The sequence below is a fragment of the Pseudomonas sp. MS646 genome, from assembly GCF_036693845.1.
GTDB classification, from domain to species: domain Bacteria; phylum Pseudomonadota; class Gammaproteobacteria; order Pseudomonadales; family Pseudomonadaceae; genus Aquipseudomonas; species Aquipseudomonas chlororaphis_E.
On sequence record NZ_CP144763.1, the window covers coordinates 2855958 to 2879084 of the forward strand.

The 23127-nt window shown below is 59.0% G+C and carries 28 protein-coding genes, 2 tRNA genes and 2 pseudogenes; 16 read left to right on the plus strand and 16 right to left on the minus strand.

Features of this window, described 5'->3' with window-relative positions; genetic code table 11:
- Window positions 1–131 precede the first annotated feature (131 nt).
- The 4 genes from V3H56_RS12620 to nudC all read left to right on the plus strand — a co-directional run bounded on the left by V3H56_RS12620 (window position 132) and on the right by nudC (window position 6578).
- Complete coding sequence (locus V3H56_RS12620; protein ID WP_338474701.1) at window positions 132–3236, plus strand: efflux RND transporter permease subunit; 3105 nt, start codon at window positions 132–134, stop codon at window positions 3234–3236.
- Window positions 3233–4717: an efflux transporter outer membrane subunit gene (locus tag V3H56_RS12625; protein ID WP_042732000.1), complete on the plus strand. Its 1485-nt coding sequence runs from the start codon at window positions 3233–3235 to the stop codon at window positions 4715–4717. Before V3H56_RS12620 ends, V3H56_RS12625 begins: the two co-directional genes overlap by 4 nt.
- A gap of 211 nt (window positions 4718–4928) precedes the next feature.
- Window positions 4929–5741 carry a crotonase/enoyl-CoA hydratase family protein gene (locus V3H56_RS12630; protein ID WP_042731999.1) on the plus strand — a complete coding sequence of 271 codons (813 nt, stop codon included), beginning with the start codon at window positions 4929–4931 and terminating at the stop codon, window positions 5739–5741.
- A gap of 6 nt (window positions 5742–5747) precedes the next feature.
- Entirely contained in the window at window positions 5748–6578 is an 831-nt protein-coding gene (gene nudC / locus V3H56_RS12635) for an NAD(+) diphosphatase (RefSeq protein ID WP_042731998.1), read from the plus strand.
- On the opposite strand, the gene V3H56_RS12640 is transcribed toward nudC, so the two are convergent.
- Window positions 6546–7325, minus strand: a complete 780-nt coding sequence (locus V3H56_RS12640) for a TSUP family transporter (RefSeq protein WP_042731997.1) — start codon at window positions 7323–7325, stop codon at window positions 6546–6548. The genes nudC and V3H56_RS12640 overlap by 33 nt on opposite strands.
- Before the next feature lie 414 nt (window positions 7326–7739).
- Between V3H56_RS12640 and V3H56_RS12645 the strand changes: the two genes are divergently transcribed.
- Together V3H56_RS12645 and V3H56_RS12650 are read left to right on the plus strand one after the other, a co-directional pair.
- A tRNA-Cys gene (locus tag V3H56_RS12645) sits at window positions 7740–7813 on the plus strand.
- 195 nt (window positions 7814–8008) lie between these two features.
- Window positions 8009–8095, plus strand: a tRNA-Leu gene (locus V3H56_RS12650).
- Window positions 8096–8179: 84 nt separating this feature from the next.
- Here the strand turns inward: V3H56_RS12650 and V3H56_RS12655 are convergent.
- The 3 genes and pseudogenes from V3H56_RS12655 to V3H56_RS12665 all read right to left on the minus strand — a co-directional run.
- Window positions 8180–8407: pseudogene (locus V3H56_RS12655) on the minus strand (tyrosine-type recombinase/integrase); the annotation flags it as partial.
- A 281-nt stretch (window positions 8408–8688) separates the two neighbouring features.
- Window positions 8689–8829: a hypothetical protein gene (locus V3H56_RS12660; protein ID WP_234407869.1), complete on the minus strand. Its 141-nt coding sequence runs from the start codon at window positions 8827–8829 to the stop codon at window positions 8689–8691.
- A gap of 89 nt (window positions 8830–8918) precedes the next feature.
- Window positions 8919–9230 (minus strand): hypothetical protein, encoded by a 312-nt coding sequence (locus V3H56_RS12665; protein ID WP_234407871.1) that lies wholly within the window; start codon window positions 9228–9230, stop codon window positions 8919–8921.
- Between the two features lie 51 nt (window positions 9231–9281).
- On the opposite strand from V3H56_RS12665, the gene V3H56_RS12670 reads away from it, so the two are divergent.
- On the plus strand, window positions 9282–10106 hold the full coding sequence (locus V3H56_RS12670) for a hypothetical protein (protein ID WP_144419438.1): 825 nt from the start codon (window positions 9282–9284) through the stop codon (window positions 10104–10106).
- A gap of 129 nt (window positions 10107–10235) precedes the next feature.
- On the opposite strand, the gene V3H56_RS12675 is transcribed toward V3H56_RS12670, so the two are convergent.
- Both V3H56_RS12675 and V3H56_RS12680 read right to left on the minus strand, forming a co-directional pair.
- Window positions 10236–10940 (minus strand): phosphoadenosine phosphosulfate reductase family protein, encoded by a 705-nt coding sequence (locus tag V3H56_RS12675; protein ID WP_234407873.1) that lies wholly within the window; start codon window positions 10938–10940, stop codon window positions 10236–10238.
- A 413-nt stretch (window positions 10941–11353) separates the two neighbouring features.
- The gene (locus V3H56_RS12680; RefSeq protein WP_047738133.1) at window positions 11354–12451 is read right to left on the minus strand and encodes an HNH endonuclease; all 1098 of its coding nucleotides are present in this window, start codon (window positions 12449–12451) and stop codon (window positions 11354–11356) included.
- A gap of 168 nt (window positions 12452–12619) precedes the next feature.
- On the opposite strand from V3H56_RS12680, the gene V3H56_RS12685 reads away from it, so the two are divergent.
- Both V3H56_RS12685 and V3H56_RS12690 read left to right on the plus strand, forming a co-directional pair.
- The gene (locus V3H56_RS12685) at window positions 12620–12877 is read left to right on the plus strand and encodes a hypothetical protein (protein ID WP_047738135.1); all 258 of its coding nucleotides are present in this window, start codon (window positions 12620–12622) and stop codon (window positions 12875–12877) included.
- A gap of 130 nt (window positions 12878–13007) precedes the next feature.
- Window positions 13008–13298 carry a zinc ribbon domain-containing protein gene (locus tag V3H56_RS12690; RefSeq protein ID WP_234407875.1) on the plus strand — a complete coding sequence of 97 codons (291 nt, stop codon included), beginning with the start codon at window positions 13008–13010 and terminating at the stop codon, window positions 13296–13298.
- A 343-nt stretch (window positions 13299–13641) separates the two neighbouring features.
- Here the strand turns inward: V3H56_RS12690 and V3H56_RS12695 are convergent.
- Window positions 13642–14649 (minus strand): annotated as a pseudogene (locus V3H56_RS12695) (site-specific DNA-methyltransferase).
- A 100-nt stretch (window positions 14650–14749) separates the two neighbouring features.
- On the opposite strand from V3H56_RS12695, the gene V3H56_RS12700 reads away from it, so the two are divergent.
- The 3 genes from V3H56_RS12700 (at window position 14750) to V3H56_RS12710 (ending at window position 15962) form a co-directional block, all read left to right on the plus strand.
- Window positions 14750–15151 carry a hypothetical protein gene (locus V3H56_RS12700; RefSeq protein ID WP_047738140.1) on the plus strand — a complete coding sequence of 134 codons (402 nt, stop codon included), beginning with the start codon at window positions 14750–14752 and terminating at the stop codon, window positions 15149–15151.
- Between the two features lie 98 nt (window positions 15152–15249).
- Complete coding sequence (locus V3H56_RS12705) at window positions 15250–15561, plus strand: hypothetical protein (RefSeq protein ID WP_047738141.1); 312 nt, start codon at window positions 15250–15252, stop codon at window positions 15559–15561.
- 131 nt (window positions 15562–15692) lie between these two features.
- On the plus strand, window positions 15693–15962 hold the full coding sequence (locus tag V3H56_RS12710) for a hypothetical protein (protein WP_047738143.1): 270 nt from the start codon (window positions 15693–15695) through the stop codon (window positions 15960–15962).
- Here the strand turns inward: V3H56_RS12710 and V3H56_RS12715 are convergent, their stop codons facing one another.
- From V3H56_RS12715 to V3H56_RS12735, 5 genes are all read right to left on the minus strand, one after another.
- Complete coding sequence (locus V3H56_RS12715; protein ID WP_047738145.1) at window positions 15963–16262, minus strand: hypothetical protein; 300 nt, start codon at window positions 16260–16262, stop codon at window positions 15963–15965.
- Window positions 16263–16373: 111 nt separating this feature from the next.
- Window positions 16374–16742, minus strand: a complete 369-nt coding sequence (locus tag V3H56_RS12720) for a hypothetical protein (RefSeq protein WP_234407877.1) — start codon at window positions 16740–16742, stop codon at window positions 16374–16376.
- Window positions 16739–16942, minus strand: coding sequence for a hypothetical protein (locus V3H56_RS12725; RefSeq protein WP_047738147.1), 204 nt, complete (start codon window positions 16940–16942; stop codon window positions 16739–16741). The genes V3H56_RS12720 and V3H56_RS12725 overlap by 4 nt, the downstream gene beginning before the upstream one ends.
- Window positions 16939–17130, minus strand: a complete 192-nt coding sequence (locus V3H56_RS12730) for a hypothetical protein (RefSeq protein ID WP_047738149.1) — start codon at window positions 17128–17130, stop codon at window positions 16939–16941. The genes V3H56_RS12725 and V3H56_RS12730 overlap by 4 nt, the downstream gene beginning before the upstream one ends.
- A 142-nt stretch (window positions 17131–17272) precedes the next feature.
- Window positions 17273–17551 carry a hypothetical protein gene (locus V3H56_RS12735; RefSeq protein ID WP_234407879.1) on the minus strand — a complete coding sequence of 93 codons (279 nt, stop codon included), beginning with the start codon at window positions 17549–17551 and terminating at the stop codon, window positions 17273–17275.
- A 176-nt stretch (window positions 17552–17727) separates the two neighbouring features.
- On the opposite strand from V3H56_RS12735, the gene V3H56_RS12740 reads away from it, so the two are divergent.
- On the plus strand, window positions 17728–18069 hold the full coding sequence (locus V3H56_RS12740; protein ID WP_047738151.1) for a hypothetical protein: 342 nt from the start codon (window positions 17728–17730) through the stop codon (window positions 18067–18069).
- Window positions 18070–18125: 56 nt separating this feature from the next.
- Here V3H56_RS12740 and V3H56_RS12745 read toward each other — a convergent pair whose 3' ends face one another.
- A complete protein-coding gene (locus tag V3H56_RS12745; RefSeq protein ID WP_042731643.1) occupies window positions 18126–18488 on the minus strand; it encodes an NUDIX domain-containing protein in 363 nt (120 codons plus the stop codon).
- A gap of 243 nt (window positions 18489–18731) precedes the next feature.
- Between V3H56_RS12745 and V3H56_RS12750 the strand changes: the two genes are divergently transcribed.
- Window positions 18732–18917, plus strand: coding sequence for a hypothetical protein (locus V3H56_RS12750; RefSeq protein WP_042731644.1), 186 nt, complete (start codon window positions 18732–18734; stop codon window positions 18915–18917).
- A gap of 79 nt (window positions 18918–18996) precedes the next feature.
- Window positions 18997–19224 carry a PLD nuclease N-terminal domain-containing protein gene (locus V3H56_RS12755; protein WP_042731642.1) on the plus strand — a complete coding sequence of 76 codons (228 nt, stop codon included), beginning with the start codon at window positions 18997–18999 and terminating at the stop codon, window positions 19222–19224.
- A gap of 79 nt (window positions 19225–19303) precedes the next feature.
- On the opposite strand, the gene V3H56_RS12760 is transcribed toward V3H56_RS12755, so the two are convergent.
- Window positions 19304–19534 carry a hypothetical protein gene (locus V3H56_RS12760; protein WP_042731641.1) on the minus strand — a complete coding sequence of 77 codons (231 nt, stop codon included), beginning with the start codon at window positions 19532–19534 and terminating at the stop codon, window positions 19304–19306.
- 150 nt (window positions 19535–19684) lie between these two features.
- Window positions 19685–19939, minus strand: coding sequence for a DUF6555 family protein (locus V3H56_RS12765; RefSeq protein ID WP_042731640.1), 255 nt, complete (start codon window positions 19937–19939; stop codon window positions 19685–19687).
- Between the two features lie 239 nt (window positions 19940–20178).
- Here V3H56_RS12765 and V3H56_RS12770 point away from each other — a divergent pair, with 239 nt between their 5' ends.
- Window positions 20179–21078: a polysaccharide deacetylase family protein gene (locus V3H56_RS12770; RefSeq protein WP_042731639.1), complete on the plus strand. Its 900-nt coding sequence runs from the start codon at window positions 20179–20181 to the stop codon at window positions 21076–21078.
- Window positions 21079–21131: 53 nt separating this feature from the next.
- Here the strand turns inward: V3H56_RS12770 and V3H56_RS12775 are convergent, their stop codons facing one another.
- Complete coding sequence (locus tag V3H56_RS12775) at window positions 21132–22925, minus strand: DAHL domain-containing protein (RefSeq protein WP_338474702.1); 1794 nt, start codon at window positions 22923–22925, stop codon at window positions 21132–21134.
- Window positions 22926–23127 lie beyond the last annotated feature (202 nt).

Consider the following 23127-nt stretch of genomic DNA (forward strand, 5'->3'; position numbering starts at 1 on the left):
AACGCTCCGTGGCGAGGGAGCTTGCTCCCGCTGGGCTGCGCAGCGGCCCCTCGTGTGAGCGCTGCGCACTCAAGCGGGAGCAAGCTCCCTCGCCACGACAACTTGCGCATTGAAGCCCGGAGCGGTTGCTGATGAACCTCTCCGGCCCCTTCATCCGCCGTCCCGTGGCAACCATGCTCCTGAGTTTCGCCATCACGCTGCTCGGCGGGGTGTGCTTCGGCCTGTTGCCGGTGTCGCCGCTGCCGCAGATGGATTTCCCGGTGATTGTCGTCCAGGCCAGCCTGCCGGGCGCCAGCCCGGAAGTGATGGCGTCGACGGTGGCAACGCCCCTGGAACGCTCCTTCGGCGCCATCGCCGGGGTCAACACCATGAGCAGCCGCTCCAGCCAGGGCTCCACCCGCGTCATTTTGCAATTCGACCTGGACCGCGACATCAACGGCGCGGCGCGGGAGGTGCAGGCGGCGATCAATGCTTCGCGCAACCTGTTGCCCAGTGGCATGCGCAGCATGCCCACCTACAAGAAGGTCAACCCGTCCCAGGCACCGATCATGGTGCTGTCGCTGACCTCGGACGTGCTGGAGAAAGGCCAGCTCTACGACCTGGCCTCGACCATCCTGTCCCAGAGCCTGTCCCAGGTCTCGGGCGTCGGTGAAGTGCAGATCGGCGGCAGCTCTCTGCCGGCGGTGCGCATCGAACTGGAGCCCAAGTCGCTGGACCAGTACGGCGTGGCCCTGGATGACGTGCGCACCGCGATTGCCAACAGCAACGTGCGCCGGCCCAAAGGGTCGGTGGAGGACGAGCGGCGCATGTGGCAGGTCCAGGCCAACGACCAGTTGGAAAAGGCCAAGGACTACGAAACGCTGATCATCCGTTACCAGGATGGCTCGGTGTTGCGGCTCAAGGACGTGGCGAAAGTCACCGACAGCGTCGAGGACCGCTACAACAGCGGTTTCTTCAATGACGATGCCGCGGTGCTGCTGGTGATCAACCGGCAGGCCGGGGCCAACATCATCGAGACGGTCAACGAGATCAAGGCCCAGTTGCCGGCGTTGCAGGCGGTGCTGCCGGCCAGCGTCAAGCTGAACCTGGCGATGGACCGCTCGCCGGTGATCAAGGCGACCTTGCATGAAGCGGAAATGACCCTGCTGATCGCCGTGGCCCTGGTGGTGCTGGTGGTGTTCCTGTTCCTCGGCAACTTCCGTGCTTCGCTGATCCCGACCCTGGCGGTACCGGTGTCGCTGGTGGGCACGTTCGCGGTGATGTACCTGTACGGCTTTTCGTTGAACAACTTGTCGCTGATGGCGCTGATCCTTGCCACCGGGCTGGTGGTGGACGATGCCATCGTGGTGCTGGAGAACATTTCCCGGCACATCGACGAGGGCGTGGCGCCGATGAAGGCGGCCTACCTGGGGGCGAGTGAAGTCGGGTTTACCCTGCTGTCGATGAACGTCTCCCTGGTGGCGGTGTTCCTGTCGATCCTATTCATGGGCGGGATCATCGAGAGCTTGTTCCGCGAGTTCTCCATCACCCTGGCCGCGTCCATCGTGGTCTCGCTGGTGGTTTCGCTGACGCTCACGCCAATGCTCTGCGCCCGCTGGCTCAAGCCGCACGTGCCGGGGCAGGAAAACCGCTTGCAACGCTGGAGTCAGCGGCTCAACGAGCGCATGGTGCGTGGCTACGCCACCAGCCTGGACTGGGTCCTGCGCCATCGCCGCCTGACCTTGCTCAGCCTGTTGGTGACCATCGGGGTGAACGTGGCGTTGTACGTGGTGGTGCCGAAGACCTTCATGCCGCAGCAGGACACCGGCCAGTTGATCGGTTTCGTGCGCGGCGATGACGGGCTGTCGTTCAACGTGATGCAACCGAAGATGGAAATCTTCCGGCGTGCTGTGCTCAAGGATGATGCGGTGCAGAGCGTCGCTGGCTTCATTGGCGGCAACAACGGCACCAACAATGCCTTCATGCTGGTGCGCCTCAAGCCGATCAAGGACCGGGAGATTTCCGCGCAGAAAGTCATCGAGCGCTTGCGCAAGGAGATGCCCAAGGTTCCTGGTGCCCAGCTCATGTTGATGGCCGACCAGGACCTGCAGTTCGGTGGCGGGCGCGAGCAGACCACCTCGCAGTATTCCTACATCCTGCAAAGTGCCGACCTGGCGTCCCTGCGCGAGTGGTACCCCAAGGTCACGGCGGCGTTCCGTGCCCTGCCGGAGCTGACCGCCATCGACGCGCGCGACGGTGGCGGGGCGCAGCAAGTGACACTGGTGGTGGACCGCGACCAGGCCAAGCGCCTGGGCATCGACATGAACATGGTCACGGCGGTGCTCAACAACGCCTACAGCCAACGGCAGATCTCCACCATCTACGACAGCCTCAACCAGTACCAGGTGGTGATGGAGGTCAATCCCAAGTACGCCCAGGACCCGAGCACCCTGGAGCAAGTCCAGGTGATCACGGCCGACGGCGCGCGAGTGCCACTGTCGACCATTGCCCATTACGAGAACAGCCTGGAAGACGACCGGGTCAGCCATGAAGGCCAGTTCGCCTCCGAGAGCATTTCGTTCGACATGGCCGAGGGCGTGACGGTGGAGCAGGGCAGCGCTGCCATCGAGCGCGCCATTGCCAGGCTCGGCATGCCCGAAGACGTCATCGTGAAGATGGCCGGCACCGCCGACGCATTCGCGGCGACCCAGAAGAGCCAGCCGTTCATGATTCTCGGGGCATTGTTGGCGGTCTACCTGGTGTTGGGCGTGCTGTACGAGAGCTACATCCACCCGCTGACCATCCTCTCGACGCTGCCATCGGCCGGGGTCGGCGCGTTGCTGTCGATCTATGCGCTGGGCAGCGAGTTCAGCCTGATTTCACTGCTGGGGCTGTTCCTGCTGATCGGTGTGGTGAAGAAAAACGCGATCCTGATGATCGACCTGGCGCTGCAACTGGAGCGAGGCGGCCAATCGCCGCTCGAATCGATCCGCAGTGCCTGCCTGCTGCGCTTGCGGCCGATCCTGATGACCACCCTGGCGGCGATCCTGGGGGCCTTGCCGCTGCTGCTCGGCAATGCCGAAGGCGCGGAAATGCGCCAGCCGCTGGGCCTGACCATCATTGGCGGGCTGGTGTTCAGCCAGGTCCTGACCCTCTACACCACGCCGGTGGTGTACCTCTATCTTGATAAGTTGCGCCATCGCTTCAACCGCTGGCGCGGCGTGCGCACTGATGCTGCCCTGGAAACTCCGCTATGACCGATCGTTCGCCTTTCCATCTTGCCACCGTGTTGGCGACCGCCCGTGGGTCACGGGGACTGAGCCTGGCGCTGTGCGTGGCGATGCTCAGTGCCTGCGCCATCGGCCCGGATTACCAGCGCCCGTCGGCCGCCGCGCCAGCGCAGTACAAACAGGCCCAGGGCTGGCGCCAGGCCAATCCCAGCGACGCCTTGGCCCGAGGCGCCTGGTGGGAGTTGTACGGCGATACGCAGCTCAACGGCCTGGTGGAAACGCTCAATACCTCCAACCAGACCGTGGCCCAGGCCGAGGCGCAATACCGCCAGGCCCGGGCGCTGGTGCGCAGTGCCCGGGGCGCGTTTTTTCCGAGCGTGGACCTGACCGTGGGCAAGACCCGCTCCAGCCAGGGCACCGGCAGCAGCAGTTCGAGCCTGAGCAGTTCATCCAGCGGTATCCGCGACACCTACAACGCCCAGGCGGGCGTCAGTTGGGAGGCCGACATCTGGGGCAAGCTGCGGCGTACCCTCGAAGCCGACGAGGCGAGCGCCCAGGCCAGCTTTGCCGACCTCGCCGCCATGCGCCTGAGCCAGCAGTCGGAGCTGGTGCAGAACTACCTGCAACTGCGGGTTCTCGATCAACAGAAGCGTTTGCTGCAAAGCACCGTCGACAACTATCAGCGCTCGCTGAAAATGACCGAGAACCAATACCGCGCCGGCGTTTCCGGCAGGGACGCGGTAGCCCAGGCCCAGAACCAGCTCAAGACCACCCAGGGCGACCTGATCGACCTGATCTGGCAGCGGGCCCAGTTCGAAAACGCCATCGCCGTGCTGATGGGCCTGCCGCCGGCCGAGTTCAACCTGGCCGAGACCCAGGAGGTCCCGGCGCTGCCGCAAATCCCGGTGGCGCTGCCCTCGCAACTGCTCGAGCGCCGGCCGGACATCGCCTCGGCCGAGCGCTCGGTGATGGCCGCCAACGCTAACATCGGCGTGGCCAAGGCGGCTTATTACCCGGACCTGACCTTGAGCCTCAGCGGTGGCTACAGCAGCAGTACCTATGACAACTGGGTGAGCGTGCCGAACCGTTTCTGGTCGGTTGGGCCGCAGCTGGCCATGACCCTGTTCGACGGCGGCCAGCGCTCGGCGGAAGTCGACCGCAGCGTCGCCGCCTACGACCAGACCGTCGCCACTTATCGCCAGACCGTGCTCGACGGCTTTCGTGAGGTGGAGAACTACATGATCCAGCTCAAGGTGCTGGAAGATGAGGCGCGTGTGCGCCAGGAGGCCCTCGATGCCGCTCGCGAGTCCTTGCGCCTGACCCAGAACCAGTATAAGGCCGGGTTGATCGCGTACCTGGATGTGGTGACTGTCCAGGCCACCGCCTTGAGCAATGAGCGTAGCGTGCTGAGCCTGCAGCAGAGCCGCCTGATCGCCAGCGTGCAGTTGATTGCCGCGCTGGGGGGAGGGTGGGACGGGCGGCTGGAGGCGACTGACAAGGTTGATTAATTAGCCTGTGGCGAGGGAGCTTGCTCATGCCTGAGTGCGAAGCACTCAAAAAATGGGGCCGCTGCGCAGCCCAGCGGGAGCAAGCTCCCTCGCCACGGATCATCTTTATCGCTGCCATCGAGTCCCGCTTTTGGCCGATGCACTGCCTACGTCCCGTCGCGTTGGCTTGTTATAGTTCAGGCCTCTTTTCAGCCGGTAAAGGATCACTGCCATGTCGCAATACCAAGCGTTCAGCGTCGAACTTGCAGACAACATCGCCCACGTGCAGATCAACCGGCCGGAAAAGATCAATTCGATGAACGCCGCGTTCTGGAGCGAGATCATCGAGATCTTCCAATGGATCGATGACACCGACGAGGCACGGGTGGTGGTGCTGAGCGGGGCCGGCAAACATTTTTCATCGGGGATAGACCTGATGATGCTGGCCGGCGTGGCCAACGAAATGGGCAAGGACGTGGGCCGCAATGCGCGCCTGTTGCGACGCAAGATCCTGCAACTGCAAGCCTCGTTCAACGCCGTCGACAACTGCCGCAAACCCGTGCTGGCGGCGATCCAGGGCTATTGCCTGGGCGGTGCCATCGACCTGATCGCGGCCTGCGACATGCGCTACGCAGCCGAGGACGCCCAGTTCTCGATCAAGGAAATCGATATCGGCATGGCCGCCGATGTTGGCACGTTGCAACGCTTGCCCCGGATCATCGGGGACGGCATGCTGCGTGAACTCGCTTATACGGGGCGTACCTTCGGGGCCGACGAAGCGCGCAGCATTGGCCTGGTCAACCGTGTCTACAGCGACGCGGCCGGCTTGCTCGACGGCGTGATGGGCATTGCCCGGGAGATCGCCGCCAAGTCGCCGATCGCCGTGACCGGCACCAAGGAAATGATCAGCTACATGCGCGACCACCGCATCGACGACGGGCTGGAGTATGTCGCCACGTGGAACGCCGCCATGTTGCAATCGACCGACCTGCGCGTGGCCATGGCCGCCCATATGAGCAAACAGAAACCCGAATTTCTGGATTGACTGACCATGATTTCACGCTGGACCACCGCAGTAATCGACACCGAACTTCCTGGCGGCTGGGCTGTGGCCCGAAGCCCGGAAGGCTTTCTGTTCGATGACAACGGCGCACTGTTTCCCCGCGAATGGCTCAAGCGCCAGGACCTGTCGATCCTTGCCGAACACGGTATCGGTCACCTGGATGGCGAGCCGGTGTACCTGCTGGAGTTGCAGGGCACGCAGGAGATAGCAGGGTGCAACTGGAAGGGCCTGCGGGCGTTCATGCTCGAGGATGACCACACGCTCTACAAGGTGTTGGGCTATGCGGCGCAGATCGGCACCTGGGCCCGCGAGCATCGATTCTGTGGCAGTTGCGGCAAGCGCATGAGCCAGGTCCCACGGGAACGCGCCATGTACTGTGATGCCTGCGACTTGCGCCACTACCCGCGGATTTCGCCGAGCATGATCGTGTTGATCACTCGCGGCGATGAGGTCCTGCTCGCGCGTTCTCCGCGTTTCGTCAGCGGTGTCTACAGCACCCTGGCAGGGTTCGCCGAGCCTGGTGAGTCCGCCGAGGACTGCCTGGTGCGCGAAGTGCGCGAAGAAGTCAGCGTCGAGGTGAAGAACATCCAGTACGTGGGCAGCCAGTGCTGGCCGTTCCCCCATTCGATGATGCTGGGTTTCCACGCCGAGTACGCCAGTGGCGACATCGTGCCCCAGGAGGACGAAATCGAGGACGCCCAGTGGTTCAACGTGCACAACCTGCCACCGCTGCCGGCCTCGCGCTCCATCGCGCGCTACCTGATCGACCTCTACGTGGCTCGTCGTCTAGGCCATGCTGAACCAGTGCTGCCAGGCTAGACGCACCGTCAGGCCCAACACCACGGTGATGAACACCGGCCGGATGAACTTCGCGCCGCCGCTGATGGCGGTGCGAGCCCCGAAGAACGCCCCGGTCATCACCGACAGACCCATGCTCAGGCCAATGACCCAGTCCACTTGCCCGGAAAAGATGAACACCGACAGCGCAGCGATGTTGCTGACGAAGTTCATGCTACGCGCCACGCCGCTGGCCTTGACCAGGTCGATGGGGTAGAGCAGCAGGCTGCTGACCGTCCAGAACGCGCCCGTACCGGGACCGGCGACACCGTCGTAGAAACCCAGGCTGAAGCCTTGGGGTGCTTGCCAGGTCTTCTTGATCGGGGCGTCGCTGTCCAGGGGGGCCTTGGGCGTGCCGCCAAACAACAGGTACAGGCCACAGGCGAAGACGATCACCGGCAGCATCTTGTTCAGCCATTCGGCGGGCAGGTAATGGGCGACGACCGCCCCAACCAAGGCCCCGATCAGCGTGCCGACCAGGGCGTGGGTCCATTGCCGGGGATGAAACAGCTTGCGCCGGTAGAAGGTGAAACTGGCCGTAGCCGAGCCAAAGGTCGAGCTCAGTTTGTTGGTGCCCAGGACCAGGTGCGGTGGTAGGCCCGCCGTCAACAGCGCCGGGGTGGTCAACAGGCCGCCACCGCCGGCAATGGCATCGATGAAACCGGCAAGGAACGCGACAAGAATCAGGATAGCGAGGGTAGTGAGGTCAACGCTGAGTTCAAAAGGCATGGAATCGGCTTATTCGGCGAGTGGCCGAAGGGTTGCGGGGGAGGCCGGTATGTTACCGGCAATGACCCTGGGCCGCGACTGTCAGTGAGGGATCGGTGGCGTGGGAGCTTGCTCCCGCTTGAGTGCGCAACGCTCATAAACAGGTCTGCTGCGCAGCCCAGCGGGAGCAAGCTCCCTCGCCACGGACATCAACCGCCGAGTGAATCATCAGGCACGGAAATCAGCTCGACGCCAATTTTTTTTTGAAATCAAGGGGTTGTCAGCTTTGGGAAATGAGTACATAATTGCGCCCATCGAACGCACTGGGACGTAAAAAATCTCAATGTTTTCAAGGAGATAGCGCTTTTAAAAAGCCTGTTTTCCTGATCAGGTTTGTACGCGGTTGATGTGGCTGTATTGCATCGAACGTTTTGAGGCCGAATAGCAAAATGGTTATGCAGTGGATTGCAAATCCACCTACGCCGGTTCGATTCCGACTTCGGCCTCCACTTTTAAAAAGCTCTGTAGATCCATGATCTACAGAGCTTTTTTGTTTACGGAGCAGGGAAAGGTTTTGTCTTGAAAAGGACATGAGCAACCTTGCTTCGCCGGGGAGGGATGTATATATTCCCCTTCTTGTTGCACCCGCCTCGATCCTGGCAGATCCCCATCTTGCCAGCCTTTCAAGGCTACACCGCGCTACCGCCCGAATGGCGAAACTGGTAGACGCATGGGACTTAAAATCCCCCGCTCGTAAGGGCGTGCCGGTTCGATTCCGGCTTCGGGCACCATATAAAACAAGGGCTTGCACGGTTTTTTCTGCCGGGTAGGCCCTTTGTGTTTTCCGCAATCTGAAAATCTTTTCCGCAATTCGCTTATTTCGTCGGCGTAACTTTGGCACCGCGGCGCCGGCGAATGTACTGCTCCGTCATACTTACGGTTGTGTGTCCAAGCTGGTCCCTGGTCTCTCGTATGCTGCCTGTCGACTCTTCTTTGTCGGTGGCGGCCTTTGCGCGCAGATCCCGCATCTGAAACGCAGCTTTTGGTATGCCGGCAGCTTCCCGCGCGTCGTCGAAGCGCTTGCGCAGCATGCTCACGGTCATCGAATGTGCCGGTTCTCACCCTCGCTGCCGTGCCAGGGCTCATAGTCCAGAGGCTTGGCGCAGTAGTCGCAGAGTGGATAAGCCTCTTCATCAGCCTCCGCCGCCAAGGTGGCCAATTTCCCTCCAGCTCGTCGATGCGCTTGTCTGCCGTGGTCAGGCGCTGTTGTAGGGCCTGGTTCTCGGCGGTGACCCCGTCGCATAATGTGCTTCTCACATAAGTGTCCGGAGATTTTCCGCCCTCTGACATGCCTTCTGAACCCAGAAATAGTGCTTAACTTCGCTCATCCTGCAATCTCCATCGATACCAGATCATGGGCATTCACAACCGGCTTTGGCATGAATGTCAGCGTGCCGTCGAGGATCGCTTCCTTGATGGCTTCGAATTCCCAGGCGTAGTACTGCGATTCGACATAAACGCGCATTTCGCCATAGTCGCGCTGCTTGGGCGGCCTCCCGGGTGAAGTGGCTGTTTACGATCTCCCAGCGCTTGTTCCAGCCAGTGACAGTGTGGTCATCGAGCTCCGTGAGATAGTTCCGCTGGTCGTCCTCGTCCATCGAGGTCGTCCCAGTACTCTTTCGGGCTGAACCACAACCGATCCTCCAGGCACACAACGCGGCCTTCGGCGTAATCGATCTCGTAGCCGTAATCGATTCGCTTGGTCTGCACCGTGAAAATGGTGGCTGCTGTGTGGTGCCATTTAACGCCGGCGCCGCTGCAGTGATAACGGAGGCGTTCGACGGAGTCGGTCCACGTCGATGCATCAAGCGCGGCGCCGGTCGCCAATGTCGGCAGCGGCTCGGCCGTTTTGTTTTCTGTGGGCATGGGCATACCTCGTCGGTATATTGGACGAATGGATTCTGGGGAAGGGACATTATGATTTGCGGACTTTGCAAGAAGGAAAAAGGCAAACTTATCGACAGCCATTTTATGCCTGCGGCTGCCTACCCCCATGTTCGAGGAACGGGAGAGACAGGTAACGGTCCACCTGTTTTGATCAATCTTCGTAGAAAAAGCGCGATCCAAACGGATAGACAAGTTAAGCGCCCATTACTTTGCACGTCGTGTGAAGACCTTTTCTCCAAAAGTGGCGAGAGGATAATGGGGCGGCTTTGGGCCACTGCATCCGGGTTCCCGCTGCTCGACCTGTTGAATTCTGAGGCATCTATCTCTAAAGGTGAGAGATTCGATATGTACGACGGGCGCTTGCTTGATGCGGCCGTTGTAAGTTCGATCTTCTACTTTGCGGTTAGCATTTTTTGGAGGGCGCAGGTTTGGGATTGGGGGTATGAGTGTGATGCTTACAAGCGCGCACTCGGCCCCCACTACGAATTGGAATTTAGAAGGTTTTTGTTAGGCGAAGGAACACTGGATAACGTGTTATTGCTCGTCGATGTCAATTCGGATGCAGATACTTCGGCGGTCATGACGTTTCCTACTTCTGGAAGGATTGGTGCAGATCGACTCCACACATTCAGCCTACTTGGTTTGAAATTCTCCATGTATGTCGGTCGGTCAATAAGCGCTGTCACTCGAAAACCCTTTGAGTTTCATAGCGCGCAAATTATGTTTGTTGCTTCAGATCATAGAAAATCGGCCGCATTTCAGAAGCTGGCAGGTAGAGTTCAATCAGAAATTGAGGCGAAGGGGAAACTGAAAACCAGTCCTGCGAATAAATTTAATCATTCACAAAGACCATAGGCTGAAGAGCAACTGTTTTGGCTATCAGAGCGGGCGATGAGGTCGACCATATCGGACTGACGCCCGCGCCGCGCCGTGTTGCTCCAGTTGACTATCCGGTCAATGCCGTGCGTGACAGCGCTGACCTTGTCATCTGACTTTGACAGTAGGATCGGTCACGGTAGCGAAGAACGTAGCCGCGCCGCGCTTGCTGGCGATGCTCACCAGTCGCTCCCACTCGCGCAACCGGTCAACTTCCCCTAGCCACCGGGCGGCGATCTGTCGGAGCTCGTCTTTCACGCACATTATGCAGAGCATACAGCCAACGCGATTGCAGCCTTGCAAGTACAGCGGGTTCGGCTTGATTCCAGCTGCCCGGTGGGCCTCGAATACCGAATCAATCGTCCACTTCAAAATGGGCCGGTAATTGAATAGTCCGCCCCCGACCTCGTCGCACTCTGGTAGGTACTTGCGGGCCGGCGACTCATCAGCCCGAACACCTTGCCAGGACAGCAGCATGTTTTCGCTGTCCATGAGCGGCAAATATGCATGCTCGATGATCGGATTGCGCTTGAGTTCGTCGGTGCAGAAGCGCGCCTTGGTACTGGGGAATCGGCCTTTCCACGGGCACAGGTCCAGGAACGGGTTGCCGGTGGGGTGCAGAATCTCCAGAGCTCCCAACACCACAGATTCCGCCACGCCTTTCTCGCGCCACTTGGTCTCGATGAATTTCCGCTTCCCAGCGATCTGCCTGGAGAAGTCCGCCTTCACCCAGCGGATGGGAACGCCTGTGGCTTCGGCCAGGTAGTGGATGTAGTCATAAGTCTCTGGATGCTCATGCCCGATATCGGCCACTACTGCGCTGCCACTACTGCGCTGAGGTTCGGCACCTCCAGCTCGCGGGCAACCAGCAACGTAGCTGTGCTGTCCTTACCGCCGCTCATGCTGACGATGTTGTGAATAGGCATAGGGGATCCTCGCCAGGGTGGCGTGATTGGTTGAAGTTTGGTTTGGTCTACGCTCATGGAATCCCTAGAGGAGGCATCACATGGCTACTTGCAAGTGCGGTGAGGAGATCGTGGTGGATCCAATGACACGAAGGACGTGACGGAAGTATCATGCCCAAAATGCGGCGCTCGATAGGAACTTAGGTGGGGCGTATCATCGCGCGCGCTACCAGGTGCACAGTTCAAACTTGTGCCGTTGAATGAGTAAGCGTTCAGCGCAATAGGTAAGGGCGAGTTAGACTCGCCCTTGAATCAGTTACATCAACGCTCGATGTTGGCTACATAGTTTTTGAGTGTATCGTTCTTCGCTTCGCCGTTAAGACCGTGATGAATTTCACGGTGACAGTCAGGACAGATAGCGCCAATAAATCGGGGATGATCAAGACCACCATCAGATACTCGATTAACGTGATGTGGCTCCAGATAGGGCGATCCATTTTTCTTCATGAACGGCGCTGGTTTTCCGCAGCTCTCACAGATCCCTCCAGCCCTTTTCAATACATAGTTAGCGATCCGCTTGCTCCGGTAATATACCGTCCTTAACGCGAATCCTTTCTCCCCAACTGAACCTGCCTCGGCCGCTAGAAGTGCTAGCTCTCTTGCTTCTTCGAGCGAGCTGACGTCGCTAACAACTTCGTCCTCCTCGTAATCGAAGTCTTCCAGAGAGAGCTCAAGCCCTACAGGTACGAGATTAAACACGACGAGTTGCCGCTCGTTTCCGTGCTTATCCTTCCCGGTGCACCACTCATGATTTGCGTAAGAAAACTCGCCAATGTAACGCTGGCCCAGGCTCTTTCCGAGCGCTTCAAACAGATGAAGTGCTTTTCCTTTATTAGCATGCTGAATAATGGCCAGATTTCCCTTGGTAAGCGTCATGTCGCTGGACTGGCCTTCGCCGGTGTAGGCAAATACACCATTGTCATCGTATTCGTCGGCATATCCGTATTGCGCGCCTGAATCACCCGTGAAGATGAATACCGCAGGCGATTGAGCAGATGGTGAGATTCCACTCTGTCTACTTCCACCGAAGAGGTCATGAATCTCCGTCTGCCGATCATAGACCTGGCCCTTCACAAAGCGCAGCTCTGGATCGGTAGACCGCGGCAAGTTAACAATTGTGAAGCCGTGGCGCTTCAGATATCCGTTTGTGGGCTGTCCACCCGAAAAAAGCCCCACTGGCGTTCCGGTAGCCAGGGACACAATCTTTTTTGCTGGGTAGAGTCGATCGTTTGCACTAACCGCGTAGCGATGCGCCTGATTGTTTGTCCAGTCTTTCCACTCAGGTTTGTTTCGGAATTTCTCGTCGAAACGCTTTAGCGCTTGTTGGAGCTTTTCTTTCTTGACTATCGGCAGTTTCAAAGGGACATCCTTGCGGGCTCAGGCGTTTATCAGACGATGATGCTCACCTGCCTGGCGAGTTAGTGCAATAGCAAAATAGTGGCTAGTTCGCCTCGCCAGGGTGGCGTGAAGTGGGTTTGTGGGCTATTGGTTGATGGCCCGGCATGGGGCCGGGCACGGGAGAGCAAAATGGTTGATCGAGTGATTACCGAGGCAGAGATCGATCAGGTCGATCTGAAAAGCTACAGCGCGGTGATGTTAGTGGGCAGTCCGCAAGATCAGTCCGGCGTTGAAGTGTTCACTTGGCCGAGGCTGGCGCAACTGGTGCATCCCTCGACCACAGCCCAGCTCACTGATACAAGCCATTTGTTGATTGTCGTTGACGAGCCGGACGATCCTGAAACTATTGCCCGTATCAAAAAACTAATCATTCCGTCCCGGGAGTGATCACGCGGAAGCGCGCTTGAGCTGCTCGGTGAGCTGAGTAAGAGGTCCGCGCAGCGTCAGCGTGCCGCCGGCCTCGCTAGCTGACGTAATTCGTTGGTCATAGGGGTTGCCCCAGAACCAAAATCAGAAAATGAAGTCTTCATATCGATTTGCAGCCATCAATGAAAACGGACAAAAAATAATGAGCCTAATTGACTGCCCTGAATGCAATGCAAAGATCTCCGATAAAGCCTACTCCTGCCCCCATTGCGGCAATCCTTTTCGCGAGCCGCCTTCTGGCCGCTATTTCAGCGAGAAAAACATTGGACAGATTGCTGGGGCCACCGGCCTCTGGTTGACAGCTCCTTGGGTCGCAAGGATGGTGTTTGGAGTTGTCTGTGTGATTGCGATCGCAGCGGTTTTCATATTCCGCTCCAGCTGACAGTAAAAATGCGGCGGCCTGAGTTGATATGGAGTATTACGGGTGATCGGCACGGCGCCGGGAAGGGAGTGTAGGATGGTTAAGGTGGTTGAGGTTGTGCTTGAACTTGAGGGGGCTGGCTTCAACAACATCGGGCGAGCTACCCGTGCCAGAGTCGTTCGTTCATATCCTGGAGGAATTTTGAGTTGTCAGGTAGATGACGGAATCAACGGGATCCCCGAGCCTACCGGGACGTTCGAAACTGTCAAGGGCGCCCGAGATGCAATTATCGCGTACTGGGACAATTGCAACACGGCGTTGCAAACCAAGTTTTGGAAACCTAAGTTTCCTAACTTGTGAACATTTAGGCCGCAGGTACAGAGTCGTGAAACACATCCATCTGCGCCGCGCCGTCGAGCCACGCCGCAGCAATACGGCGCTCAGCCATCGCGGCGTATTCCGGATTCAGCTCGCATAGGATGGACCTCCGTCCTTCGTGCATCGCAACCACTGCCGTGGTGCCCGCGCCTCCGAAAGGGTTCAGCACAACCCCACCTCGTGGCGCACCGGCCAGGATGCAGGGCCGGATCAGTTCGGGGGGAAAGGTGGCCAAGTGTGCGCCCTAATAACCAGCGGTGGCCACCGTCCACACGCTCCGCTTGTTCCTGGTGTCGGCGACTGGCGTTGGCGCGGATCGCCCTGGCCGTGCTGGGCGAACCGTTGCCCTGGAATGACGTGCTCGGCGCTCGGCCCGTTTCTCCCAAACTGCATCGCTGTTTCGGTTTGGCCCCCCGAAGGCGGGCTCCTGGATCGCGGACTGGTCGTAGTAGTAACGAGGCGACTTGCTCAGCAGAAACAAATATTCGTGAGCCTTGGTGCAGCGGTCTCTGGTTGATTCGGGCATCGGGTTCGGCTTGTGCCAGATAATGTCCTGGCGTAGATACCAGCCGTCGTCCTGAAGAGCGAAGGCGAGCCGCCAAGGGATACCCATCAAATCTTTCTGCTTGAGAGCGTTGGGCGGGGACCGTCGCTTGCCGCGCAACACCGCGCCGCGGGTGGCGAGCGAGACAATATCGTGCTTTCCCGTCGATCCACCTGGTACGTAACCGCCGGCGATTGAAGCGTATGTGTCGCCCATGTTTACCCAGATCGTTCCATCATCGCGCAGCACCCGGCGAACCTCCCGGAACACCAGCACCAGGCGTGCAATGAATTCAGCGGGTGTCTGTTCCAGGCCGATCTGGTCAGCCATGCCGTAATCCCGCAACCCGAAGTAGGGCGGCGACGTCACGCAGGTGTTTACCGACTGGTCCGGCAGCGTTCGCATCATGTCGATGCAGTCGCCGACCAGTATCTGGTGCAGCAGGGACATGGTTTTCTCCAGTGCAGGCGTCGCTCTCCGTGAGCCAGGATGGCAATTTGATAGTTGATGGGATTGAATAGAGCAATTTTGCGAATCGACGAGGCAGGTTATGCAGTTTGCTCGAGGACTACGGATTCTCGGTGTCGCGACGTTGTTGGTGGCAGCTGGGTGCAAGTCGTACACAGAAAAGGCGGCAGAAGGGCTGCCAAACTCTCAAACCGCTGGCATTCGGGCGATTGAAAAAACGCTCACGATCGCCAGCGTGGATGGGGCAGATACTCTCTATGCGCTGTATACGCAGCGGACGGAATATCGATTGACAGCGGGGCGCCACCGCTTAGAAATAAAAAAGTGGACAGGGACCCGGGCGACACGACCGATTTTTCGAGACGTTAACCTGATCGCTGGTCGGGAGTACGGCCTCAAGTCTGTGCCAAGTGAAGACTGGTGGGACTTTAAGCTTGAGGATTTGGAAACAGGTCAACGTGTAGACAGGCCAGCCAACCCTTAAAGCAACGATGCGCCTTTCCCCTCCGTGACCGGTGGTGGCAATTTGGTTTGGGTTGGGGTATTACGGGTGACCGGCATGGAGCCGGATCAAGGAGCGACATGAAACTCACAGTGAACCAGATTGAAAACGCTAACCTGGCTTGGATTTTTGATGTGTTCGTCCAAAAGGGCGAGATTAATGATCCAGGCCGTACCGAGTTTTACAAGTTGATTGTGGCCGAACGTCCTTCGTCGGTTAAGCCTTCCCGTCTTGATGAAACGACCGTTCACATCGTTCTAGACGAGGTAGATGATGCGATTCTGAGCGATATCAAAGAAAGACTTCTCAATAACGTTTCGCTTGCAGAGGCGCACGATACTATTCGTCAAGGGAAGTGGTATCTAGCGACTATGGATATCTCTCCTGCTTAGCAGTCATAGCGTCCTGTTCCAATGAGCGGGCCGCGGCTATTAATTGCTTAATCAGACCCCACTTTCGTACCTGTCTGGTTGAGGGTGGGGTATTACGGTTGACCGGCAAGGAGCCGGCTCAAGGAGAGAAGATGAGTAACTTCCCGTTCACTGTTGGAGATCTTAAACGTCAGCTCGAAGGGCTCGATCCCGAAGAGCTCCTCGAGTTTCAAGGAGGCCTGACTTTCAACAGAATCAAAAGGCGCGGCGATGATCTGCAGGTGCTTGAGTTTTGTGAGGCGCAGGCTTTCCTCGACGAAAAATTTAAGAAGAAGAACTCACACGTCCAGGCTGTTTTTATCAAAGCCGAGCCTTTAGAAGACGGACAACTGATGCAGGAAATCGACATCAGCATTCGATAATCAAGGAGTTGCGTTCTGGCCAAGGCGCAAAACTTCTCGGTCGTAGGCCAGCTTCAATTTCCGCGACACGTTTTCGGGTATCGCGTATTCGTGTCGCGGCGGGGTGAGCAAAGGCAGGGCGCCATCTGGGCCGAGGCCATGTAGGTGGTGAATCATCAACGTGATGGCCTCGCCCTGTTCTTCAATGCCGGACCAGGCCGTCAACTCAGCTAAGGCCTGGCGCGTAGCGGGCAGGCTGTGAAACCGTACCTCTACTTCGCCGCGGCTCTTCCTCTTCGCCGCGGCTTGGCGACTAGTCATCGCAGCACCTGGGAGAGCTGAGGCACATGGCAGACAGTGGAGCGCTCCTTACCACAGTGTAGGCCAGCATGGTCATGAGGAGGCCGGCGGTGAGGATCCAAGTGAGGGCTTTCATGTCCATGGCCTCAGTTGTTGAAGTACCAATTTATGCAAGGCTTTTCCGTTTCGGCTGATTGGCTGGCCACGGAGCTGCCACTTTTTCGTGCTGGGCCAGCAATCGATCATCCGTCCATCAGGGAGCGTTAACACGACGTGGAAGCCGTTTTTGTGCTTCTTGTAGGCAAGTCCTGTGCGCATCAGCCAGCCATCGAAGCGCTGCATGGCTTCGGCTTTTGCCCGTTTTTTGTGGCCTGGCGGATTCTGTTCACTACTTTCGCCGCCGCAGTTCCAGCAGCAGCGCGGATATCCGATGTCCTCGCCGATGGGGTGGCAGCAGCTCATGCAGTGGCTACCCTCGACCACGCTGTCTTCGAAGCTCACGCCTTCACCCCATAAGCGACAGTCCACTCACCGCAAAGGCATGCCCGGCCACTCCAGGCATGGACGTTGGGAATGCCGGCGTCATGTGCTAGCGACAGGGCACCCAACCACTTTTCATGGGTGAAGGCCAGGATCATTCGGTCAGCGGGCAGCTCTTCGATCTGCTCGTCGATCAGCGATTTATGGATTGGCGTGGTCATGACAACTCCTTGCGCTGCCGACTGATCTTCAGCAGGCGGGCGCTGTAGTGTTTGAACTCTTCAGGGGTGATGCTGCCGGCGGTGAAGTGGCGGATGATCTGCCCTTCAGCCAGCGAGTCGTCCAAGTCCTTGGCACTTGTGTGGTCAAGGGTTTCCAGGGCATGGTCGATGTCGATGTGAGCGCTCACAGCTCATTTTCCTCTGCCTGGGCGACCAGGGCGTCATCGGCCAAGGGCTCAATAAGGGCCTGGGCGATTTCTCCGAGCGTGCCGAGTGGGTGGTCGCTAGGCCCTAGCAGGTCGGCCACCGCGTTCTGATCGGGCCGACTGCCTAAGGACAAAGCAGATTACCCAGAGCAGGGGAATGGACCTCGCAGCCCGCCAGACGGCCGTTAACGTGCTCATCCACGGCCAGGGCCAACTGAGCCACGGTCACGCCCTGCGGCTTGCGCATCCGGCGCTGGAACGAAACGTCGCTGCCGAACCGGACCAACTGCTCGACTGCGCTGAAGATCCATTCCGCCCGGGCTTCTTCCCGAGGGCTCTCGCTCACCGGCGGAGGCAACTGAGCGTCGAAACGCTCCTGGCTGAGTTTCAAAGCTGCGTTCATGGTCTCCTCCAGACGGGCGGAGTGTTGATCCAACAAAATTCGGCTGCACTCATCCGCTCCGCGGATTGCCGTTGGGCGCGGAGGTAAATGAATGTGAGTGGTGTCGGTAGGTAGGAGTGGTTGACCTTCGTGCTTCTGCTGCTATAACGCGGTCATCTTTCTAGGATGTTTCGGATATGCGTTTGATTTCAAAAAGCGGTTTTCTGCTGATGTTCACTGCGCTCACTAGCGTCGGACAAACTTCTTTTCCTACCAATGACGATCGTCTTATGGCTATCACTGCCGTTGCGATCGGTCGGATGTGTGCGGAGCAGAAGCCCGAGATGAACTATTCGCTTCAGAACTTGCTTAACGTGCCAGATCGAGGGGTTACTCCAGAGCTAAAGAGCGAAATCGCCCAAGTCGATGCCGACCCGTCCCTTCAGGGTGAAATAATGGCGATGCAAATACACGCAGCAGGAGACCCGTTAGCAATGAAGCACCTCTGTCCAAGCTACGCGCCAAAGGGCGCTGAATAACGGCGCGTAATCCCACGGATCGCGGGTCTGATCTGAGGCATGCGTGCAACCGCTCGCTACAACCGCCGCCGAAACGCCTCGAGGATCTCCCGGGTGCCCTTTTTCATCTGCAAGTGAGCCACCGCGTCCAAAGGCTGCCAGAGGCAGTCGCTGATTTCATTCTGTGGCCGGGCGGCGCGCAGGTCGGCCACCGAGGCTTCAAACACGTGGTGTACGGTGTCGCCATCGCTGAGGCGCATCAGGTAGAGCAGGTTCTCGGCGTCCAGCCCGGTTTCTTCGGCAAGCTCCCGGATGGCGGCGCTGGCGTGGGTTTCACCGCGCTCGACCGTGCCGCCCGGCAGGGCCCATCGACTGTTGGGTTTACGCACCAACAAAACGTGGCGGTCTTCCTCACAGATGACGGTCGCTCGTATCTTCATGGCCTGCTCAATCAGTGACTGTCATTAAAATGAAATATAACTGAAATATTTGAATCTGGCATCGCGTAGTGGCCTTTTGGGGTCTGTTCAGTTGACCGCGGCCAGGCGGGAAACGTTTAACTTCAATTTCTCCGCCGAGGCCCTTATCTGCCTATCGACCGGTCATCGCCTAAAATGAATCAGATTGAAAAAAAGGCATCCATGTTGTGGATACCGACCCCACGCACAGGGGAGAGAGAAGAGATGACCACTGTCGAAGACTTTAAAGTCAGGTCCCAAGAACTGCTGGTAGAACTCGACACGGCCACATCTGAAATGATGTCGCTCATTGGTGCCCATCAGATGGCTGGATCGGCCTGGGACGCAGCGGTCCAGCGCCAGCATGAAGCCTATGAGCGCTGGGTGGCCTATCTGAACGAGCGTCTGTAGGAATGGCCCGGCAGATTGTTTGAACGGACCCTGTGCCGTTGTGCCTAATCCCTTACACGGACATCACGAGGATTGGGCCATGTCTGAATTAGCCAGTTATTTCTGGATTGCCGTCGCGGTGCTGTTGCTGCTCGTGGACCTGTGGGCCATCGTCAGCGTGTTTCGCAGCGACAAGTCGGCGGGCACCAAGGCCGGCTGGGCGCTGCTGCTGATCATCCTGCCGGTGCTGGGCCTGGTTATTTGGGGTGTGGCCGGGCCACGGGGGATCAAGGAAGGCCCGTCGTCGCCGGAGCACAGCAAAGGGTAGCGTACGGCACGCCCAGTCACGGCAATGTCGGCGGCCTCGGGTGGGTCACCGTCCCATGGCGCGTTGCAAGAAAAGCCTCTCAGCGAAATTTCGGCAATGGCCGTTCGACGGGCTTGAGGGACGTCAGCGCGCTCTGGATCGACGGGGCGTCCTTGTCGATCTCGTTGAGCCGGTCGCGGATCCGCACGGCGGCGGGATGCCCGCCCTGGTGGTCGACCCAGTCGGCGATTTCCTTGCAGGCCGCCGTCAGGCGTGCCTGGCGAGATTCGAGCAGGGTGAGCAGGGTGGTGATGGACTCTTTTTCCGACATGTCACACCTCCATACAAAGTGGATGGGCAGCAGCAAACCCGCCAGGGAGGCGGGTCGTACCGTTCATTGAGCGTAGTCGAGTTATTGCGGATCTGTCGAAATCCGGCGCCCGGCTGGACAGTCGGTGCGCCGGTCTACAGGTTCAGTGAATCAGCCGGACTCCTTGACCCAAGTGGGCGCGACGCTTGCGCGCCAGTGTACGTCAGTGATGCCGTACTTTTCCGCCATGGGTTTTGACACCCGCTTGACCTTTTCCCGTCCAAACTTGGGTATACGCCCGACACCCGCATCGCAACTGGCCCAATGCCAAGCTTCGGAGTTATTCATCACCTCGGCGCGGATGATGAATGACTTAGGCTCGCCATGGAGCATGTAGTCGATGATGTAAAGCGATGGCCCGCCCATAAATCCTCCCTAATTAGTCCTATACGGATGGATACGGCGTCGCGCGGAAAATTCCATCGGATTTCCAGACGGTCAAATTGGGACCGGCCAGCCGCGCATGCCACCCAAGCAACCAGGGACAAGCGCACAGTACTCGCGGCCTGGAACCAAACCCGGTTAACCTTCTCCAAGGTGAGCTTCGTCACCGTGGGCCAGGGATTCAAGGCAGGGCAGTGCGGTATTACTCTTTAAGGCAAAACATGAACATCATCGCCAGGGCGCTGGTCATTGCAGGCCTCGCCGTCGGTGTGTCGGGATGCATCGGTCCGCCCATCGAACTGACCCCGCAAACCGAGCAACGCTTGCGTGAACAGCCACCGATCCGCTTCCTCCTGACCTTTGATGATGGCCCCAGTGCTTCGTCGTTCTGGAACCCCAGCCAGGAGGTGCTCGACGCCCTGGCCCAGAACCCCGTGCAACCCGGGATCAAGGCGGTGTTTTTCCTGCAGACCCGGGCGGCACGGGCGGGCAACAGTCATATCGGGCGCTCGGTGATGCACCGTGAACAGCGCGAAGGCCACGTGTTGGCCTTCCACACGGCGACGCACTGGCACACCAATCACCGCTTCCTGAGCCCTGATGAGTTGGAGCAGTCGCTCGTCGACGGCGGCAACGATATTGCCGGCATCAGCGGTGCGACACCGCGCCTGGTGAGGCCACCGTTCTGGAGCTACGACCGGCGAACCTTTGCCGCCTACCAGCGCCATGGCATGCACGTGCTGTTGACCGACCTGAGCGCCAACGATGGCAAGGTCTGGGGCATCACGGCCAGCCCGCGACGGCGTATAAACCTGGTCCGCCAGCTCTCCGAAGTGCGCGAGCGCATCGCCGCCGGGCAGTTGCCGGCGGTGGATGGGGTGATTCCGGTGGTGGTGACGTTTCACGACATCAACCGCTATACCGCCCGCCATGCCCGCGAGTACCTGCAAATCCTGCTCGACAGTGCCAGGGAAACCGGTGTGAGGACCGACGCCAAGCCTTTCTATGATGACCACCAGGCGCTGGAGCGAGCAGCGTTGGCGCGTACGGTGCGAAACAGCGGCCAGCCGGTGCACCTGCCCGGTTTGTGGGACTGGCTGTGGGATTCGGATGCCCATTGATGGGGCATAGGGCTGCTGCGCAGCCCGGCGGGAGCAAGCTTGCTCGATACAGATCAGTGCGGCGGCAGTTCCAGGGGAATCTCCAGGGTGAACAGGGCGCCCTGGCCTGGCCCGTCACTGTGGACATGCAGGCGCCCATTCATTTCCACCGCCGCCAGTGCGCAACTGTGCAAGCCGAACCCGTGGCCATCCTTGCGGGTAGTGAACCCGTGGTTGAAGATGCGCGACAGGTTCTCGGGGGCAATGCCCTCGCCGCAATCCTTGACACTGAAGCTCAGGGTGCCGGGGGCCAGGATGCGGATGCCCAGGGTCATTTCTCGTGGCTCGGAAATGTGCGACATGGCGAACTTGGCGTTGCTGATGAGGTTGATCAGGATCAGCAACAGCCGGTGCTTGTCCCCCAGGATCGTGGGCGTGTCCTGGTAGTCCTTGATCACCGTGACGTGGTGCCGGCTCAGGGCGCCCGAGTTCATGCGCAAGGCGTCCTCGAACAAGTCGGTGACGTGGAGGGGTTCGACCAGCCTGGCTGCTCCGGCGTAGGTTTGTTGAGTGGTGACGATTTCCTTGATGTGATCGATGCTCTTGGTCAACTGCGCCAGCTCGTCGACCAGCAACGCCTGCTCGTTCCCGATGGACTCGACCAGCTCATTGAAGTAACGCGGCAGCAATTTGCCCTTTTCATCTTCGGTGATGAAGCGGCCAAGGTCGTCGGCGTGATCATTCATCATCTTGACCGCCTTGCCCAACCCCAATGTCTTGCTGTTCTTCAACTTGCGGGTCACCAGTTCCGCCGAAATATTCACGCTATTGAGCACGTTCCCGACATTGTGCAAGACGTTCGTCGCGATCTCGGCCATACCCGCCATCCGCGCGGCGTCCATCAATTCGCGCTCGGCTTCTTTCAGCTCGCGAGTGCGTTCCTGCACCCGTTCTTCCAGGCGTTCGTTGGACGTTTGCAGGGCCTGGTTTATCTGGTTGATCACGGCGGCGCTGCGTACCAGGCGCACGGCCAGGTAGATCATCAGGATCGCCATCAGGCTGGCGCACATGGCGAGGTAGATATGGTATTGGCGGTCCGTCGCGGCTGTCCGGCGTTGTGTCTCGTTGAGCAGCTCATTGATGTTGTCCAGCTCCTGCGCTACCGGGATGACACTGATGCGGTCGAGCAGGTCATTGACGATCGGTTGTTCCTGGACGATGGCATTGGCGTGCCCTGTCAACGTGATGAAGGCCGATCGATGTTGCAAAGGCAGTCGGTCGATGTAGGTGTCCAGTGCTGTGAGTTGGCTCTGCAGCTCGTTGGCTTTGTCCGCGGTGACGTAAAGCGCGTACTCCAAGGTCGTCAGGGTCAGCTCCAGGATGTTGGACGCGGCGGTCAGGCGTTCCGTCGGGCTCTCGATGTCCATATCCTTGAGCAGGGCCTGGATATCGTCCTCGGCTGTCGGCAATGCATCGAGGGCGCTGCGCAGTTGGGCGTTGTGTTGCTGGAATTGATCCACCAGCAGGGTCTTGTTCCTGACGGCATCCACGTAGCCCTGGCGTCTGGATGCCCAGAGATTCGCCAGCGGGCCGGTGCTGTTGAGGCGCTCCAACTGCTCCCAGCGGCTGTTCGCTTCAGGCGGTGGAGTCAGCGACAGGTTGTTGTTGACGCCGATTTTCTTTCTCAGGATTTTGCTGTTCCAGTTGGCATCGGCCTGTTTGAGCTGGCGAATGAAGTCACGGGACTCGAAGTAGGTCGATGAGTCGTAGGTGTAGGACTTGATCAGAAAGAATATCAGGGCAGAAAAAACAAACAGCGCCAGGGCCAGCAACGCCGGCCATTTATATTTCGCGATAAAGGTGGTCACGCTGCTCTCCTGTTCAGGGCGCTTGTCGAAGGCGTCGGGGAGTGGCCGAGGCGTGAAGAGGGTTCGCGAGGCCAGTCGGCGCGGTGGGCAGTGGGGCGGGAGGACGGCTGGAGGGATAAGCTGTGTTTGCCTGGATACACGTTGAGCTCCCTGCTAACGGTGAACAGTGTGGGTGAGTGTAGCGTTAATCAGGGGGGGGTTG

Coding starts and splice junctions, on each gene's coding strand:
- V3H56_RS12750 (WP_042731644.1), top strand. CDS start 18,732: ATGACCACTGTCGAAGACTTTAAAGTCAGGTCCCAAGAACTGCTGGTA.
- V3H56_RS12765 (WP_042731640.1), bottom strand. CDS start 19,939: ATGGGCGGGCCATCGCTTTACATCATCGACTACATGCTCCATGGCGAG.
- V3H56_RS12735 (WP_234407879.1), bottom strand. CDS start 17,551: ATGAACGCAGCTTTGAAACTCAGCCAGGAGCGTTTCGACGCTCAGTTG.
- V3H56_RS12710 (WP_047738143.1), top strand. CDS start 15,693: ATGAGTAACTTCCCGTTCACTGTTGGAGATCTTAAACGTCAGCTCGAA.
- V3H56_RS12705 (WP_047738141.1), top strand. CDS start 15,250: ATGAAACTCACAGTGAACCAGATTGAAAACGCTAACCTGGCTTGGATT.
- V3H56_RS12745 (WP_042731643.1), bottom strand. CDS start 18,488: ATGAAGATACGAGCGACCGTCATCTGTGAGGAAGACCGCCACGTTTTG.
- V3H56_RS12660 (WP_234407869.1), bottom strand. CDS start 8,829: ATGCGCGTTTATGTCGAATCGCAGTACTACGCCTGGGAATTCGAAGCC.
- V3H56_RS12760 (WP_042731641.1), bottom strand. CDS start 19,534: ATGTCGGAAAAAGAGTCCATCACCACCCTGCTCACCCTGCTCGAATCT.
- V3H56_RS12725 (WP_047738147.1), bottom strand. CDS start 16,942: ATGACCACGCCAATCCATAAATCGCTGATCGACGAGCAGATCGAAGAG.
- V3H56_RS12685 (WP_047738135.1), top strand. CDS start 12,620: ATGGTTGATCGAGTGATTACCGAGGCAGAGATCGATCAGGTCGATCTG.
- V3H56_RS12715 (WP_047738145.1), bottom strand. CDS start 16,262: ATGACTAGTCGCCAAGCCGCGGCGAAGAGGAAGAGCCGCGGCGAAGTA.
- V3H56_RS12740 (WP_047738151.1), top strand. CDS start 17,728: ATGCGTTTGATTTCAAAAAGCGGTTTTCTGCTGATGTTCACTGCGCTC.
- V3H56_RS12700 (WP_047738140.1), top strand. CDS start 14,750: ATGCAGTTTGCTCGAGGACTACGGATTCTCGGTGTCGCGACGTTGTTG.
- V3H56_RS12755 (WP_042731642.1), top strand. CDS start 18,997: ATGTCTGAATTAGCCAGTTATTTCTGGATTGCCGTCGCGGTGCTGTTG.
- V3H56_RS12670 (WP_144419438.1), top strand. CDS start 9,282: ATGATTTGCGGACTTTGCAAGAAGGAAAAAGGCAAACTTATCGACAGC.
- nudC (WP_042731998.1), top strand. CDS start 5,748: ATGATTTCACGCTGGACCACCGCAGTAATCGACACCGAACTTCCTGGC.
- V3H56_RS12625 (WP_042732000.1), top strand. CDS start 3,233: ATGACCGATCGTTCGCCTTTCCATCTTGCCACCGTGTTGGCGACCGCC.
- V3H56_RS12770 (WP_042731639.1), top strand. CDS start 20,179: ATGAACATCATCGCCAGGGCGCTGGTCATTGCAGGCCTCGCCGTCGGT.
- V3H56_RS12665 (WP_234407871.1), bottom strand. CDS start 9,230: ATGCCCACAGAAAACAAAACGGCCGAGCCGCTGCCGACATTGGCGACC.
- V3H56_RS12640 (WP_042731997.1), bottom strand. CDS start 7,325: ATGCCTTTTGAACTCAGCGTTGACCTCACTACCCTCGCTATCCTGATT.
- V3H56_RS12620 (WP_338474701.1), top strand. CDS start 132: ATGAACCTCTCCGGCCCCTTCATCCGCCGTCCCGTGGCAACCATGCTC.
- V3H56_RS12630 (WP_042731999.1), top strand. CDS start 4,929: ATGTCGCAATACCAAGCGTTCAGCGTCGAACTTGCAGACAACATCGCC.
- V3H56_RS12690 (WP_234407875.1), top strand. CDS start 13,008: ATGAAGTCTTCATATCGATTTGCAGCCATCAATGAAAACGGACAAAAA.